Annotated in this window: 10 protein-coding genes; 2 read left to right on the top strand and 8 right to left on the bottom strand. The window is 38.4% G+C overall.

Going from position 1 to position 17,350, the window contains the following annotated elements; genetic code table 11:
* Position 1: 1 nt before the first annotated feature.
* Complete coding sequence (gene holB, locus H1R81_RS15335; protein ID WP_181841618.1) at positions 2-1,108, top strand: DNA polymerase III subunit delta'; 1,107 nt, start codon at positions 2-4, stop codon at positions 1,106-1,108.
* 15 nt (positions 1,109-1,123) lie between these two features.
* Complete coding sequence (hemC, locus tag H1R81_RS15340; protein WP_181841829.1) at positions 1,124-2,068, top strand: hydroxymethylbilane synthase; 945 nt, start codon at positions 1,124-1,126, stop codon at positions 2,066-2,068.
* 36 nt (positions 2,069-2,104) lie between these two features.
* On the opposite strand, the gene H1R81_RS15345 is transcribed toward hemC, so the two are convergent.
* The 8 genes from H1R81_RS15345 to porU all read right to left on the bottom strand — a co-directional run bounded on the left by H1R81_RS15345 (position 2,105) and on the right by porU (position 17,350).
* Positions 2,105-3,559: a S41 family peptidase gene (locus H1R81_RS15345; RefSeq protein ID WP_181841619.1), complete on the bottom strand. Its 1,455-nt coding sequence runs from the start codon at positions 3,557-3,559 to the stop codon at positions 2,105-2,107.
* 95 nt (positions 3,560-3,654) lie between these two features.
* Positions 3,655-6,300, bottom strand: coding sequence for an SbcC/MukB-like Walker B domain-containing protein (locus H1R81_RS15350; protein ID WP_181841620.1), 2,646 nt, complete (start codon positions 6,298-6,300; stop codon positions 3,655-3,657).
* Positions 6,301-6,323: 23 nt separating this feature from the next.
* Positions 6,324-7,544 carry an exonuclease SbcCD subunit D gene (locus tag H1R81_RS15355; protein ID WP_181841621.1) on the bottom strand — a complete coding sequence of 407 codons (1,221 nt, stop codon included), beginning with the start codon at positions 7,542-7,544 and terminating at the stop codon, positions 6,324-6,326.
* 208 nt (positions 7,545-7,752) lie between these two features.
* Positions 7,753-9,273 carry a GH3 auxin-responsive promoter family protein gene (locus H1R81_RS15360; protein ID WP_181841622.1) on the bottom strand — a complete coding sequence of 507 codons (1,521 nt, stop codon included), beginning with the start codon at positions 9,271-9,273 and terminating at the stop codon, positions 7,753-7,755.
* Between the two features lie 126 nt (positions 9,274-9,399).
* Positions 9,400-10,281 (bottom strand): glycerophosphodiester phosphodiesterase family protein, encoded by an 882-nt coding sequence (locus tag H1R81_RS15365; protein ID WP_181841623.1) that lies wholly within the window; start codon positions 10,279-10,281, stop codon positions 9,400-9,402.
* A gap of 39 nt (positions 10,282-10,320) precedes the next feature.
* Positions 10,321-12,552 carry a DUF5916 domain-containing protein gene (locus H1R81_RS15370; RefSeq protein WP_220275234.1) on the bottom strand — a complete coding sequence of 744 codons (2,232 nt, stop codon included), beginning with the start codon at positions 12,550-12,552 and terminating at the stop codon, positions 10,321-10,323.
* Positions 12,553-12,671: 119 nt separating this feature from the next.
* Complete coding sequence (gene porV, locus H1R81_RS15375; protein WP_181841624.1) at positions 12,672-13,862, bottom strand: type IX secretion system outer membrane channel protein PorV; 1,191 nt, start codon at positions 13,860-13,862, stop codon at positions 12,672-12,674.
* A gap of 101 nt (positions 13,863-13,963) precedes the next feature.
* A complete protein-coding gene (porU, locus tag H1R81_RS15380) occupies positions 13,964-17,350 on the bottom strand; it encodes a type IX secretion system sortase PorU (RefSeq protein ID WP_220275235.1) in 3,387 nt (1,128 codons plus the stop codon).

Consider the following 17,350-nt stretch of genomic DNA (forward strand, 5'->3'; position numbering starts at 1 on the left):
CATGCTTTTTCGTGAAATCACTGGTCTTCCCGATATTAAACAATCACTTATTGGTACTATTGCCAATAATCATGTGGCGCATGCCCAGTTGTTTCATGGAAATGAAGGAACGGCCAATCTCGCTTTGGCCTTAGCCTATGCAACCTATGTTAATTGCGAAGATAAGCAGGCAGACGATGCCTGTGGCCGATGCCCAAGCTGTATAAAGATGAGCAAATTGGCACATCCGGATGTCACCTATATCTTCCCGACAGCAGGGGGTAAAAGCGTACTTTCTGAAAACTTTATGCCTCAATGGCGTAATTTTGTAAAAGCAACACCCTTTGGCAATTTATCTGACTGGCTCGAAAAAATCGGAATAAAACAAGGAAATATCCCTGCCGAAGAAGCCCGGCAATTGATTCAGAAACTATCGCTCAAATCTTACGAGGGTGGTTACAAGATTGTAATTATCTGGCAGGCAGAGTGCCTGCATAATACAACAGCCAATGCCCTTTTGAAAATTCTGGAAGAACCCCCTGAGCAAACCTTGTTCCTGTTAGTAGTAAATAGCATGGAACGATTACTGACAACCATTATTTCACGAACGCAAAGGGTAGCTATCAGGAAGTTTTCAGAGACTGAAATCACAGAATATTTATTAAAGTATAAGGATATTTCACAAGAAAGGGTCAGGCAGATCGCCTTTCTGGCAGAAGGAAATATACACAGGGCGTTGGAGATTGTTGATAAATCAGATGATGACGACCATGCCTGGTTTGCCAACTGGATGCGTATGTGTTACGCTTTGAATCTACAAAAACTGGTTCCGATGGCTGATGAATTTGATGCCAAAAGCAAAGAACAACAGAAAGGTATATTAGAGTATGGCTTAAGTATTTTCAGAGAGATTTTTTTGTATCGCAACGGAGGGCAGTCACTTATCAGATTAGAAAATGATGAATTGGTTTTTGTACAGAAATTTTCAGCAGCCATCAACCTTAATAATTTAGAACAGATTACAGAAGTGCTCAGCGAATCACATTTTCATATAGAACGAAACGCCAGAGCTAAAATAGTGTTTTTAGATATTTCTTTAATCATTGCAAGGTTAATGACGAAAGGATAAACAGTCTCGTATATGATGAAAATAAAAATCGGTACTCGTGGAAGCAAATTAGCTTTGTGGCAGGCGTATTATGTCGAAGATAAACTAAAAGCTAAAGGAGTAGATACAGAAATTGTTATTATTGAAACCAAAGGCGATAAAATACTGGATCGCTCTTTATCAAAAATTGGTAGCAAAGGGGTATTTACCGAAGAGTTGGAAGACCAGCTTCGCACGGGCGAGATTGATATTGCTGTTCATTCAGCTAAAGATTTGCAATCTGAATTGGCATCAGATTTAGAGATTATTGCATTTACCGAGCGTGAACAGGTAAATGATGTGCTGGTAAGCTTTAATAAAAACTTATCGCTTCAAAGCGGTGAGAGCTTCATAGTGGGCACTTCTTCAACGCGTCGGGTAGCTATGCTGAAACATTATTATCCGCATATTCAGATAGTTGATATGCGAGGTAACTTACAGACACGTTTGCGCAAACTGGAAGAAAAACAATGCGATGCTTTGCTATTGGCTTATGCAGGGGTACACCGTATGCATTATGATGATTTGATAGTAGAACATCTGTCGTTGAGTAAGTTTGTGCCTCCGGTTGGCCAGGGTTGTGTTGCTATTGAAGCAGCTAAAGCGCTGGAAGAAGAAAAAAGGCTGATGATAAAGCTCCTGATTAACGACGCACAGACAGAAAAATGCTTACTTGCCGAAAGAGCTTATCTTAAAAAACTGCAAGGTGGTTGTTCGATTCCGTCTTATGGAAACACAACTTTGGAAGAAAATGATCACGGAGGGCTTCATCTGAAAATGACCGCCGGGCTTATCAGTTTGGATGGTCAAAAACATATTAAGGTAACAGAGGAAAGTTCGGTTGATGACCCCGAAGGATTAGGAATAAAAGTAGCCGAAAATGTGTTGGCTCAGGGTGGAACGGAGATTCTGAAAAGTATTAAAGAAAGACTGGCTGATTAAAAAGCAAATGCCCACTCCTGTAAGTGGGCATTTTACTTACTTTTTTAGATAGTTCCTGACAAATTCAACCCAATCTGCTTCTTTTTCACTGATTTTAATATCAGGTGCAATACCTTTGTTGTCGATAGGATTCTGCGGCAAACGTGCACTTTTGGCTAAGGCAAAGGCAACCCGCCAGCCATAGCAAGGCATTCCCCAGTCTCTTACTTCTATATAATCGGCTAATCCTTTCGTATTTTCGCCGAAAACCATTGTTTTCTTGCTTTGTCTGGCTTCTAAAATAAACTGCTCTGCCGTACTGGCTGTGTTTTTATTGACAAGGAAAGCTACCTTTTTAGGATTAGGTGCTACACTTACCAAAGCGAATTCTTTATCAGGCCCATTGACAAATCTGCCCCCATTACCCTCCATCAATCTCAAGACCTGCTGTAATTTAGGAGAAAGACGTTCTTTGTAAGCCGGATAGCTCTGTATAGCTTCTAATTCATGTCTGACAGAAACAATATTTTCAAAAGTTGACCTGAATACCCCACCTTTTCGTACAATACTGCTGGTATTAATATATGGAAATAAAGACTCATATGCGGCATCATCACCACCGGGATTATTGCGAAGATCAATAATAAGGTTTGGAGAGTTATCTAAAATAGGTTTACTGTCTTTAATCATTTCCTTGATATACTCAGGACCATTTACTAACGTAAAAGGGGGAAGCACAAATAAGGCCGTTTCATTATCTAATTGCTCAATTCTGAAATCAATGATTCTTTGTTTAATATCCTCATCACTTACTTCTTCTTTCGGAATCGGAAATAGCTTGGTAAACTTGTATAGATTTTCCATAATAAGAAAATTCTTTACCTCTCTTGTAAAGCTCGTCTCTGTCGAAAAATCAGCATAATAGTAGGTAGTTATAAAGCGTAAAGGTGAAACCTGATTCATTTCAAACTTTACTTTGCCCGTTTTCCAGGTAGCATCTCTATCTCCTAATAAAAAACCTGTATATTTTTTAGAGTCTTTTTTATCTTTCAATATCCCAACCCGATAAGCCTTATCATCGCTTTCCCAGATGCCTTCTACATTTTCAAGTTTATTTTCATTCTCTTTCAGATATTGAGTAAAACTTATTTCATTAAAGGATAAAGCCGGAACTTTACTGGCACGGATAGCTACTACCTCAGGGCTGTCATCAATTGTATAAGGAGTAATGGGGGTAATAAATACATGGCCGTCCTGAAAGAAATCAAGCCATTTCTTCAGATGGAAGAAACACTCACGTTCGTTTGTGATGCTTTTGGCTTTTTCTTTAATTTCGGTAGATAGCTGGTCAAAAGCAGCCTGATTATCAGGCCTCACTTTATCTGACCATCCGGCATAATTATCTTTTATTTTCTGATAAGCAAAATCGAAGTTCTGAGAGCATAGGCAGGTTTGCTGAGCCGAAGCCGTATAACTTACAAACAGTAAAAGGGGTAACAGGAGATTTTTCATTGATTTTAATACTTTGGAAAGTCTGATTACAGACTTTCCAAGCACGGGTTATTGATTACAATAAACCTATTTGCTAAAATCGTGCCTAAAAATGCTTACCAGCTTGTAGATACTTTGCTGCCATCTTCTGTATTCTCAACTTTCAAAAAAGTCTGTATTTCCTGTTGCAACTCGTCTACATGAGAAATGATACCTACAATGCGGTTTTCTTTGCGCAGAGATTTTAAAGTTTCAAAAACTATCAATAAAGACTCACGGTCTAAAGACCCAAAGCCTTCATCTAAAAAGAAGAAATTGTGCTTGGATTGCACCCGGGTATGAATATTATCGGCCAATGCCAACGCTAATGATAAGGCTGCCTGAAATTTCTGACCACCAGACAGGGTTTTGAGCAATCGCGTTTTACCACCATTCAGCAGATCACGTACTTCAAAATCATTATCAGCATTCACCTCTAAATGCAATTGATGGCGAGTCATGCGATGGAAACGCTCATTAGCCGCATGAGAAAGGTTTTTCAGATAAATACTTGACACAAAATCTACAAAGCCATTGGCTTTAAAGAGTTTGTAGAGTGTATCAAGATTATCTTTTCGGATCTCTAATCTTTTCTTTTCTGCTAATAGCCTTTGTTTGTTTTTAAGATTCTCTTTCCCGCTTTCAATTTCTTTTTCCAGGCTACCTTCTTCTTTTTTTAGTTCATTAAATCTGGCCTCATTATTTTTGATGGTGTCTTTAATTAAGTGATGTCTTTCCGGTTCATACCTTTTCCCCTCTGTATCTTTGGTCAATTGCTCCAAAGCTTGCTGTGTGGCCTGTAAATCAGTCTGGAATGTCTGTATTTCTATTCTTTCTCGATCAATTAATATATTTTGTTTTAGAATAGCCAATACCGCTTCTGCCGATTCAAAATCATCAACCTTTAATTGCTCCGCTATACTTTTTTCAATCAATGCTAAGTCTTTTGTATGGTTTTCAAGATTTGCCAACAGAGTTTTCTGGCTTCCCTCAATACCCTTGATATTCCCTTCTGCCGTACGATGTTCCACATCTAAGCGATTAAAAGTCTCAACAACTCTTTTGAGATGTGTTTCGGTGTACAGTCTTTGCGTTTCTATCTCTTCAAGGTTTTTTTGCTCAAAATCTACCCATTTGAAAATACTTAACTGATTTAATAGAATAGTTTTTTGTCCTTCGAAACCTGCCAGTTGCCCGATAAGTGTATTAAGAGTTTTTTCATATCGTTCAACTTTATCGTTATTCTCTCCTTCAATAGTTAAGAATAGTTTCTTAATGGCATTTTCTGCTGAAACTAACTCCGTCCTGAGATTTTCTTTTTGAGTAGTCAATTGATTAATTTTACTATCGAAATCTTCATTTGAACTCAATACATCGGGGTGATGAACTGAACCACAGAGAGGACAAGGCTCGCTATCCTTCAATGCATCGGCAAATTGCTGAAGTGATTTTTGTACTTTCAGATGCAATAGTTCTTCATCTAATTTAGACTCAATTTTTTGTAAGCGTATCTCTTCTTTACGTTTATCCAGATTTTGCTCCAGAAGATTTTTTTCATTCAGCAGGTTTTGTATAAATAATTCTTTCTCCTGAAGTTTAGTTTTCCCGTTAGCAATGCGTTGTTGTGCTTTCAATCGCTCTTGCTCCAGATTTCTTAAACCTTTTAATACGTCGAGTTCTTTAGCTTTTGCCAGGTGCTCTTCTCGTTTCTCATAATCAGGCTTTATGGTATCCAACTCGTGTTGAATTGTTTGCAATCGTAGCTGATTTTGAGATAATATTATCTGATTCCTGTCTGATTCGGTTTTATCTCTTTTATAATCTGCTTCTTTAGAGGCTTTCTGCTCAAATAAAGATTTGAAGTTAATGACACACTTTTCATAGAGCTTTAGCCTTTCATCTCTTTGTCTGAACCAGTTTTCCTGCTCTTTGAGTGTGTCTAATTTATGTGTTGTATGTGTTAAATTCGAAAATAATTTCAGGAGTTCTTCCTGTTGTTTTTCATCTTTACGAAGCTGCTGTAATTGTATATCTATACTCTTGCTGAATTCTCTTTTAAGTTTTAAATCGTGTTCTCTTTGTTCAATGGCTTCCTGGGTTTCATCTCCTAAACTTAATAACTGCCCATCTAATACACTTAATTCAGCATTATTTCTCTCAATTAATCGCTTATTCTTCTCGAATAAATCAAATTTTTCAAGGCCAAATAGCACCTTCATCATTTCTGAGCGTTCCTTACCTTTTAATTCGATAAACTCCTGAAAATTGCCTTGTGGAATAATGACTGTCCGGCGGAAATTCTCGTAGCTTAGCCCTATTACTTTTTCGGCTACATCATCAGTTGTAATCGGACTCCAGTTATCGTTCATCCATTGATAAGCCTTACGTTCTATATTTACTTCCTTAAAATTTCTGCGACTTCTTCTGCCTCTTACAAAAAAACGATACTTATTATCCTCCTTTCCGGCCAGACAAGTAAAATCAATGATTAATTCGTCAGAGCTTAGATTAGTCATATTATAATATCGTTCGTCGCCTGATTTGTTCAGACGTTCCGTATCACCATATAAAGCAAACATGATGGCTTCAAGCACAGAAGATTTGCCACTACCAACAGAGCCGAAAATACCGAATAGCGAAGCGCTTGTCAGGTTATTGAAATCAATTTCCTGCTGGTTTTTATAAGAATAAAGCCCCTTTATAATTAGATGTTGAGGAATCATTGGTAAATTAATTTAAGCTTTTACTACTCATTACCTTCTGCCAGCACTTCTTTCAGAAGTAGCATCAGTTCATCAGAGACCTCCTGCCCTTTGCGGTTTCTGAAATACTCTTCAAACAGCTTTTCAACACCCATCGAAAGATCTATTGTCATGCCCTCTCCAGCCATACCATTCAGATTTTTGATTTCGGGGATAATCTGAATCAAGCCTTCATGCGCGTCTAACAATCGTTTTTTCTCACTTGCTTCCAGATATTTATCTGAAACGATTGTCAACTGCACTAATGTATCGGGGTTATCGGCAAGCCATACCAGAGCTTCGTCAATATTATCAAATTTCTTTTTCAACAATACTTTTCCCTTGGTTAGCGCAATAGGAGTATAGTCAACTAATTTACCTGCTTCGGCCTCAATTAGTACAATATATTTGGTCTGATTGGCTTCTGAGAAACTATATGCCAGCGGGCTGCTTGAATAGATAACCGGACAAGGAACTGTATCTATTACCTGATAACGATGCAAATGGCCCAAAGCAATATAGTGTACTTGCTTCGGAACATTCTCTGAATAAATAACCGATGCTCCGCCAATATGCAGGATGGGTCTTTCATCTTCGGGTTCTTCTGGCATTTCACCACCTTTTTTCATAAAGAACAAGTGAGAGGCCAATAGATTAAATCCCTTGTTGTCGAGGTATAAATCGGCTAAACCCTGCCAGTGTTTTTGCAAATGCACACGCAAGGCATCGTCTGTTTCTTCAACTCCTAAAAAGGTCTTTAATCGTTGCTCGTTAGCATAAGGAGTAAGTAAAACACGCAACGGGAAATCACAACCAGGTATCTGTATTTCTATAAAACCTACATCAACATTGGTAATTTCTAATCCTGCCCGGGTTTTAATAGGTTTTACTATATAATTAGGGAAACCCACAAAGACAATTCCACAGGCACGAGCCAGCGCATCTGGTACTTCAATTCGTTCGGGCGAGTCATGGTTTCCTGCTATAGCTACGACTGCCCGGCTACCATTAGCCGAAAGCCGATGAAGGGTAGAATATAACAATTCCATCGCTTCTGACGATGGGTTAAAATTATCAAATAAATCTCCGGCTACTATCACTGCATCTACAGCCTCACGTTCGGCAATCTCACAGATTTCTTCCAGCACTTCTCGTTGTTCGCCCAGACGCAGATAGTTATCCAGTCTTTTACCTAAATGCCAGTCAGCAGTATGTAAGATTTTCATTGTACTTATTATTTGGGAATCAGGTAATTAATTTCATGAAAATAAATGCTCCAGAACAGCCAGATCGGATAGAGACAAGGCCCCGTACTTTGTCTCTACGATTGCCCTTCCAGAATACTTAGTTTTATGAATTCTGATTTATTTAAAAAACAAAAGCCACCAATTCCAGAAAATGAGTGGCTTTAATTGATCAGGACACATCGAAAAATCAGCTTTTTACCATCTCTAAAATATCATCCAGATACTCACGCGAATTGCTCAGGCGAGGTACTTTGTTTTGGCCTCCTAATTTCCCGCGTTTCGACATCCACTGATAAAAAGTGCCATTTTCTACAAAGTGTATTTTAGGTTCCGACAAAGCCATATTTTTAAAGCGTTTGGCATCGTAGTCTGAATTTACCTTTCTTAAGGTATCGTCTAAAATCTTGGTAAAAACGTCTTCGTCGTCAGGCTTGTTCGAAAACTCTATTACCCATTCATGGCCACCTTTATTATTTTCGCCCATATATACCGGACCGGCTGTGTAATCTACCATTGTTGCACCCGTTGACTTACAGGCTTCAGTAATAGCAATATCCGCATTTTCAATTACAACCTCCTCACCAAAAGCATTGATAAAATGTTTGGTACGGCCGCTTACTTTAATTCTGAATGGATACTTAGAGGTAAACTTTATGGTATCACCAATTTTATATCGCCATAAACCTGCATTGGTCGAAATCACTAAGGCATAGTTTTTATCTAATTCAACTTCGTCAAGCAAAAGGGTTTTAGGATGGTCTTTTTCCCATTCTTCCATTGGGATAAACTCATAAAACACACCATAATCGAGCATCAGAAGCATTTCACCTACACGCCCTAATTCGTCCTGAATCGCAAAAAAACCTTCTGAAGCATTATACGTTTCAAGATAAGCTACCTGTTCGGATGGGAAAAATTTAGTTCGGAATAATTCACGATAGGGTTGAAAGGCTACTGCACCATGCACAAAAACCTCAAAATTCTCCCATACCTCTAACATATTTTTCTTTCCGGTTCGTTCCAGAATATTTTCGAGAAGTACTACAGTCCAGGTAGGCACACCTAAGATACTGGTTACGTTTTCCTGCGAGCAGATTTCAATCATCTGTTCCATTTTCTCTTCCCAGTTTTCCATCAGGGCTATATCAATAGGTGGGGTACGAATGAAATCTGCCCAGGTGGGCAGGTTTTTCATAATAACAGCTGATATATCACCTGCCTGCGTATTAGGATTAAAAGGGTTTTTATGCAATGTACCACCTATCGACAATCCTTTACCCTCATAAAGCTTGGCATCAGGGCGATTGTTAATATACAAGGTCATCATGTCCTTTCCCCCTCTATAATGGCAATCTTCCAGTGACTCTTCAGAAACCGGAAGAAATTTACTTCGGGAGTTGGTAGTACCCGATGATTTTGAAAACCATTTAATATCTGAAGACCAAAGCACATTCTGCTCACCTTTCAGCACCCTTTCAATATATGGGAATAGCTCCTCATAAGTAGAAATAGGGACTCTTTCCTGAAAATCTTTGATAGTTTCTATACTTCCATAGCTATATTTTAATCCCCATTCTGTATAACGGGCATTTTCAATCAGTTCATGGAACATACGGTGTTGCGTTTCAATAGGATATTGCAGGAACTCCTCAATACGCTCAATACGTCTCTTGATAAAGAAGCCAAGTATGTCGTTTAAAATGCCCACGCCGTTAAAATATGCTTTAAAAACTGCCTAAATTATATAAATTTCTTTGTTCGCACATCATTTAAAAAAGCTTGTTTTTCCTCATAGCAGTCAAAGCATTGATATTGAATCATTTGCTATAATTTATTATAATCCCTTTGCCCGGTCAGGATAATCAGTTATTACGCCATCACAACCTACTGCTTTTACTTTTTCCATTTCATCTCTTTTGTTCACCGTCCATGGAATTACCCTGATACCTAAATCGTGTAATTGCTTCACACGCTCAGTATTTACCTGTGTATAATAAGGGCTCCAGATGTCAGGTTTAAAACCCAGTTTATCTAAATTTACCTGTACATCGTTATTAGCTCTTGGCTCTATTAAAGCAGCAAGCTCTATCCTTTTGTATTTCCCGGCTTCCATTTGAGCATGCCAGAATTTCAACACATTGTAATCGAAACTCTGTATATTCACTCGCGTTAAAGGCAGCTCTTTTACGATAATACTATAAACCAGATCTGAAAACTCAGGATAATCCGGTTGTGTTTTACCGATTTCCTTTTCGCTGCTTTTTATCTCAACATTATATTTAACCGGAGGTAAGCCTTTTTGTTTGGTATATTTCTCAATCTCGCGTATCATGTCTTTAAACAAAGGCTTATATGTTTTCATTTTCTCCTGTTCAGGAAAACCCTTATTGCCACGAGAGCCCACATCATACTTTTTTATTTCTTTATAGTCAAGTGTGTACAAGTTTCCCTGTGTTTCTTTAGTTACAAATTCACCGTTGGGGGCGGTCGTGATATCAGGATTAAAATACGTATCGTGTGAAACAACAACTTTTTTATCTTTTGAAATTACCACGTCTAATTCAATCACGTGTGCACCTAAATCGATGGCTTTTTTAAACGATGGAATGGTGTTTTCAGGAACAAGGCCACGTGCACCACGATGACCCTCAATTTGAAAAGGCATGGTTTGAGCGAATGTTAAAATCGGAAATAAAAATAATACTAAGACTTTCATGTGTATTTAGGATTGAATAATGAAGAAAAAATATAATATCTATACATTCCACCAGTAGGTGAATTTCACAACTAAGCTACGGTTTCTGACTTTAAATGTATCAGAAAAATAGTTATCAGTATAAACTAAAAATAAATCTGATGCCGGGCTGTACCGCCATTGCAGACGGGTATTAATATTAAAATTGTTGTTCTGATTATTATATTGCACGAAATTAGTCAGAAACAATTTATTTGTAAAGGTAACATCTATTTTAGGCCCCAGCAGCCAGAGATTGTATTGTTTATTTATTAATTCTTTCGGCAACAAAGGGTCATCTTTAAATTCCAGACGATTATAGTTGGCACTCATTGTTATAGCTACGTAAGGCTGAAAACGATAACCAATTTCACCATTCAGACGAAGGCGTGTACCATTAGCATAATACCCGCCATAACGCGTAGAAATCAGATAAGTTAATAGAGCCTGGGGTTTAGAGGTATAGTCAAATCCTGCTGAATTCCATTGATGTTCGCTACCTTTTGGTAAAAAGGCTTTGACATAATTGGTTGGATCAAAAGGACTCAATAGTTTGACATAATTATGTGCGGCCCAAACCAGTAGGGTATTGGTCTTACGAAAATTGATTTTATAACCTATAAACTTCTCGTTTTCTGTTTCCTGTGAAAAATCTTTTGTAAAATAATGGGTCAACATGGCAGTTGGCCCATGACTTAGCACGGCACCTCCGGGTTTAGGAAAGAACAGATAGGCTACTTGTGGATTAAGTTTTCCATAATTGATTCGTGGAACATAGCCTACTTCTGCCGAATAAGTATTCCCTACCTGCTCCACTTGTACACCAGTCACCCATTTCTTAGAGGTGTATAGAATGTTCCCGGCAAAAACGGCATCATTATTCATCGTATTTGGACCAAACGAGTTCAGGTATAAAAATTTACCTGTCCAGTCGTTCTTTTTAGAAGCAAGGTTATACTCAATACCTATATTCCGGTTAAATTGAGAAAGGCTATTCAATCTGATTAATGAATCGGAAAGGCTCCCATAATTCAAGGTCTCCTTATTGACAAACATGATAGCTATATTGGAACGGGCAAACATACGGCGTTGTAAGGCTATTACACCAAAGTTTTGCGCAGGCACGCCGGTCTCATTTTTCCCTGTTTGCATATCCATAAACCCAATACGCCAATCTTTATTGAGTTTCCCGCTTAATCTTGCCCCAAAATTAATAGGGGCGTTCAGACCAATCCGCCGGGAGAAAAAAGGACGGATATTAGTATAGCCAAAATTAGAGAACAAGTCTCCGTTTTCTAAAAAAAACTGTCGTTTTTCTGGAAAAAGCAGTTCAAAACGATCGAGATTGGTTTGTTGTTGGTCAACTTCCACTTGCGAGAAGTCAGGGTTCACTGTCAGATCTAAATTCAACGAAGAGGTAAGTCCTACTTTCGCGTCAAAACCTATGTCTCCTCGTAATTTAGTTGGTGAATGGCTTTCCTGATTGGCACTTACTCCTCCCAGAACATATGGAATAATTGAGATATTTGAGCCTGCCTGTGGTGGTGGCTGATCCCACACCAGAGAAGCACAATACGCCAGTGAAGCCGTAGGGAACTGTCGTGGAACAGGTGCCCATGATGATTTTTCAGTAGTTTTTAAATCAAGTCGGCTGAAATTAACCCCCCAGCGGGTTATGCCTTTTTTATAACGCAGGGTCTTAAACGGAATAGCAGCCTCCCAGATCCATTTATCATCGTCATATTTTACTTCTGATATCCATTTGTTCTCCCAGCTCAGGTTAGCCGCACTCCCGTTATAGAGCAAGCCGTCCCATTGTGCCCCGTGCGCATTGGCACCAAAAGTAAAGCCATTGGTCTGGTCGTCAAAAGTATCTATAAATAATAAATCATTGTCGTTTTTTCCAAAAGTGAAATCCCGTTTCAAAGATTCAACCATATAAGGACCGGGAGCATATTCATAATTGATAAAAAGCACATACAGGTTTTTATCATCATAGGTCATTTTTACTTCTGTTTTTACGAAAGCCTTGCTGGTATCCATCGGCAAAACCTGATAAAAATCCGTAGCTAACTGTGCTTCTGCCCAGGCTCTTTCGTCCGGGATACCATCAACCTTGATGGGAGAGGTAGCCGGATGAATGCGGTACTCAATTTTATCGTTTTTCTTTTGGGCATAGGTAGTAAGAGAGAGAAAAACAAAAAGGAATATAAATAGGGTAAAGTAAGAAGATTTTTCAAAAACAGGTTTCAAAGTTTTTTATATGTTATAAGGTTGAGCCAGTAAAGTTACAAAGCTAAAAAACAAAAACCTCACAGTTTCTTAAAACTATGAGGTTTTGTGTATGAATTATCTTATAAATCTCTACTATACTATTCAGCAGGCTCTTCAGATGGATCAGCCACTTTCTTCGATTGCATATCAAAAATCAGGGAAATACGCCATGTATTGGCTAAAGCATTACCTTGTGATACCGGAATCAGGTAAGCGAAATCAATACCGTAGCTGTTTTTCAACCGTAATCCTAAGCCTGCAGTTACATATTTATCACCACCTTTATAACTACTTTGCATAAAATAACCCGTACGCACAGCAAAAACATTGTTATACCAGTATTCTACTCCTAAAGAACCAGTAAATTCTCTCAACTCTTCCTTAAAGCCATCGGGGGCGTCAGAGAAAGAAGAGAAAATAGCCTGAATAGAACCTAATTCTGCAGGGTTTTTACCTTTGATAATGTTACCATTATTATCTCTCAAAGGAGGAGTAGGCACCAATAATTTGTTCACATCAACTAAGAAGTTGAACTGATTGTAGTTATCTATCTTATAATTCAGGTTACCGCCTAATTTAAGGTTTGTCGGTAAGAAATAACGGTCACGACCATAGTTTACTTTGCCTCCCAGATTCTGAATAACTGCACCTGCCGAAAATGCAGGGCCTTTTTCACGGTTTCTTATGGTTGGAGAATCCTGCGTATAATAGAACGAAATATCACCTGCTACTGTATTAGCTGGTTTACTGGCTACGTTATTGATTACTTGTGAGCCTATCAGGTTTGAGTGAATATACTTCAGATTCAGCCCCATAGCAATATCTCTGTTCAGTTTACGGCTATATCCGGCAGCAATATTAAAATCTCTTGATTGGAAGGTGCCTACATTTTCGCCGAAAGAATTAGTAAACTCAATATTACCCTGATTGAAATACGTCATGGATAAACCTAATACCTGATCTCTCGCAACTTTCTTAAAGATAGAAGCATGAAGAAGACCCATATCATCTACCAGATCTCTGAGCCAGGGAGTGTACGAAACACTCGAACCAAGGCTACGGTCAAGAAAAGGTAATTTAGCAGTATTCCAATACATAGAGTTGGCATCAGGTGTAGAAGCTACCCCTGCGTCGCCTAAAGCTGCTCCTCTTGAGTCTGGTGAAAAAGTAAGAAACGGAACAGCAGAAGAAACTACCCTTTTTTCAGTAGAGGCAGAGACTTGCGCTTGCGCCGAAAAAGAATGTATTAAAACTAAACTTGCCACAAGGGCCAAAAATTTGCTTTTCATGAGAGCTTTTTTTTCATTCTACCCAAAAATGGGGTACTTTAATATATTGTTTGTATTGGATTCTGTTAATTTAAGGCATCAAATATAACAGTTTTTCTTTCTTACTTCCAAAATACTAATTTTCCGGAGGCATAAGTTTTTATTCTATGGTCTAAAAATCTGGCAGTAATCCTATAAAAGTATATACCTACCGTTAGGTCTTGAGGGTCAATATTCATGCCAATATTCAGTGTCTGAAAGCACGAATAACATAACTCCGACTTCTCAAAAATTGTTCTGCCCGATTTGTCAAAAACCTTGATTTCAAACTCAATGTCTTCACCTTCAGCATTATGTTCAATCAGAAAACTGGTTGCTCCCTGAAAAGGATTAGGATAATTGTATGCTTGCAATAACCTGAACTTTTCATTCTCTACTATGAACTCTAACGATGCCTCCGTAGAATTATTATAGATGTCCCAGATTTTTAATTTAACGGTGAAGACACCAGCCGGGAGCTTCCCAAAAGCATATTTTAAGAGTCCCTTGGTATAGTCTTCATCGCTCATAAAGTATTGATTAACAATAACTTGTAAGGTGTCGTTAAGTGTAAGCAACATTTCATGACCTATTCCGGCTTGTGATAAATTAATGCCACTATCATCTGAAATTTTAGCTTCCAGGATATTGTTTTTATCTACAAAAAGTTCAATTTCAGGCCCTTTGGTATCAATGCCTGTAACGGCTTCACTACCGCCAATCAATATTCTCTCAAAACTCCCGATGGCATCGTTGCTACTATCTGCTAAAACCGCATAACAAGTGATTTTGCCCGTACCTAACTGATAATTAATATCTTTGGGAACAATAAAATTAACAGAAAAATTACCGTTTTTTACAGCTACTTTGCCCTCAAAAATCTTATTCTGATAAATCTGATAACTGAATTTATCTGTTTTCTGCCCCAGTGTGCTTACAGTAGAGGGCTTATCAAATACTGAAATAATTACGTAACCATTAAAATCAGTTTTTAGTTTGTCAGAGCCCGACTCCTGTATAATCCCCTCTATGTTTACTTTAGCTAATGCCTTTAATGTCTGGTTTTCAGGGGGCTGATTATTAATTCTGGTAATCGTTACCTTATCTGTCGGATACGCTAATTTCATCGAAGGGTCTCCTAATAATGAAAAGTTTCGGTTATTTACCCCACTTAATGAATTGTTTTTAGTATGTCTGAAAATATCGCCCAACCGCCAGTTCATCTGCTGTTTCTCTAAGACGAAAGCTGAATAAAATGCGTTGTTTAGCAAAAAATTTGTATATGAATAAACTGGGCGGGTAGTGGTTAATAAACCAATAGCACCACCTCTCGGGCTAAGCATGGCTATCTCAGCACCTGATACAACTGAAGGGTCATCAAAACGACCAAAAGAGCAGGTAGCTGTCAGAAACAAAGGCATATTGCTCAGATTTCTCCACGATTCAATCTGGTCAATCGTCAGGATTTTTTCTTCCGTCCAGCCGTCTGGCCCTCCATGTCCACTATAATTCACAATCAGGCTTCCTTCATTTACCACCTTATTTAAGGTCTTGTTGGCATCGGGCGCAATAGTACCGGTCGAAGTAGAGATTTGTTTATAATTATCTACGTAGATTTTATTAATAAAAAGATTTTCGTCCTGATTTTCAATCAGGCTGGCAATTCTGTCTGCATCTTCCTGATGAATATTACCGTCACCATCATCTGCCACAAAACTCACTTTACTCCGCCATTTCCCAATTGTACGGGCATTGTTGGCATAATAAATCAGCTTATCAACCACATTTTTAGCCTCTTCGACCGATTTAACCGGAAGTCTCCCCACACTAATATCCTGTGTATGATCTCCTTGGTTGTTTTCTGCCCATTCACCCTCATGGTTTTCAAGAAATCCAAAATAATCGTCTGATGCAAAGCTGAAAATCGGATTCAGCGATTCACGGCTTTCATAAGTAGGTATAAAGAGTGCAGGATTGACGTACGCAAACTGGTTATTGTTTTTATAATCATAGGTAGCATCGCCAAATAAAAGCAGATATTTAAACTTTGTTGGATTTTTCAGCCATAAAAAACGGGCGAAGTCACGAATAGCACTGATATCAGGCTTGCCCGATGCAAATTCATTGTAAACCTCATCTATGGTAGCTACCATCACCGAGAGCTTATCATTTGTTCTTCTGAAATCTGCTAACCTTTCTGCTTGGGCATTCCATTCAGGTAGTGTAACAATCAATAAATCCGGCACTTCTGTTTCATGGAGGTTCTGATTAGCTATTGCCTGAATAGTACCTGGCTCTAAGAGGTTTTTATCAGTAAATAAAACAAAGGTTTTCAGGCTATCTTGAGTTGCTAAACCAAAGGAGGCTTCTGCCGCATTCAGTGTATAAGCAATATTATCAGGGACTTGTGCATGAGTAATATCCCATATTTTAGACTGGGCATTGGCATTGGTTACTTTAAATAGAGTATTTACATTGTTCAAACTTTCTAAAGACCTTACCAACGTTTGGGTATCATAAAACTGCAAAGTTCGTTTCGACTGAATCTCAAAGTAATTCAGATAGGCGGTAGCTGATGATTGATTGCCCTTATTGAAAGTATAGGTGAGTTTAAGCGCATTTCCACTTGGGATGCTGGCAGTAAAAGTTGAAGTAGTTTCTGTGCCTTTCAAATCATAAATACCTTTAATATCGTATTGCCCTGCCCTGATAGGATTAAATACCAGATTGCCAACGTTGGCGTTATTGAGTTTCAGACCTAATTGTGTTGAAATATAAGCAGTGCCTACGGCAGAAGTAGTGATTTTTATTGTGGAATTAGGTACTAAACCTGCAATAGTATGGTCGAAAGACTGCTCGGTATTAATGCCGAAGGCTTCGCCATACCATTCTCTTCCCGAACCACTCAATTCTTTAGCACCCGAACTTATCAGGTTTTTCTGGTCAAGCTCATGAAACCTGAAATCGTCGAAAGTAGTAATCGTCTGAGAAGACGGTATGTCTGGAGCAGTTTTTACTCTTAGCCCTTTGGTATCTCCAATTGTCAGAAAGTAGAAGGTAGAATCTGAATAATAGTTGTTCTCATGGCTTATTTTGCGGATACTGGCATCATAAAAAACGGTATGAGGACTTTCTGCATAGAAAAGCACGTAATCACTCTCATCAAATTTGCCATCGGTTTCACCGATTACCTCAATTGCGTTTTCTATCAAGTCATTCGGACGTGCCTCGTTATTTGCTTGTGGTAGTAAAGCCCCGCCATTACCATATAAACGGATATTTTGCGGATTAATTTTACTGATGTCCATCCCAGCTTTTCTCAGAAAAGCAGCATTAATTTTATGAACTCCTGTTTGCGTAGTAGCAATTTTGTACCATGTGCCTTTACTTAAAACTGAAGATTGTGCCAGCATAAACGTTGGATATAATAACCATATAAATCCAATAAAAAGCCATCTTCTGTATTTCAA

This window comes from Emticicia sp. BO119 (genome assembly GCF_013912375.1).
Taxonomy (GTDB): Bacteria; Bacteroidota; Bacteroidia; order Cytophagales; family Spirosomataceae; genus Emticicia.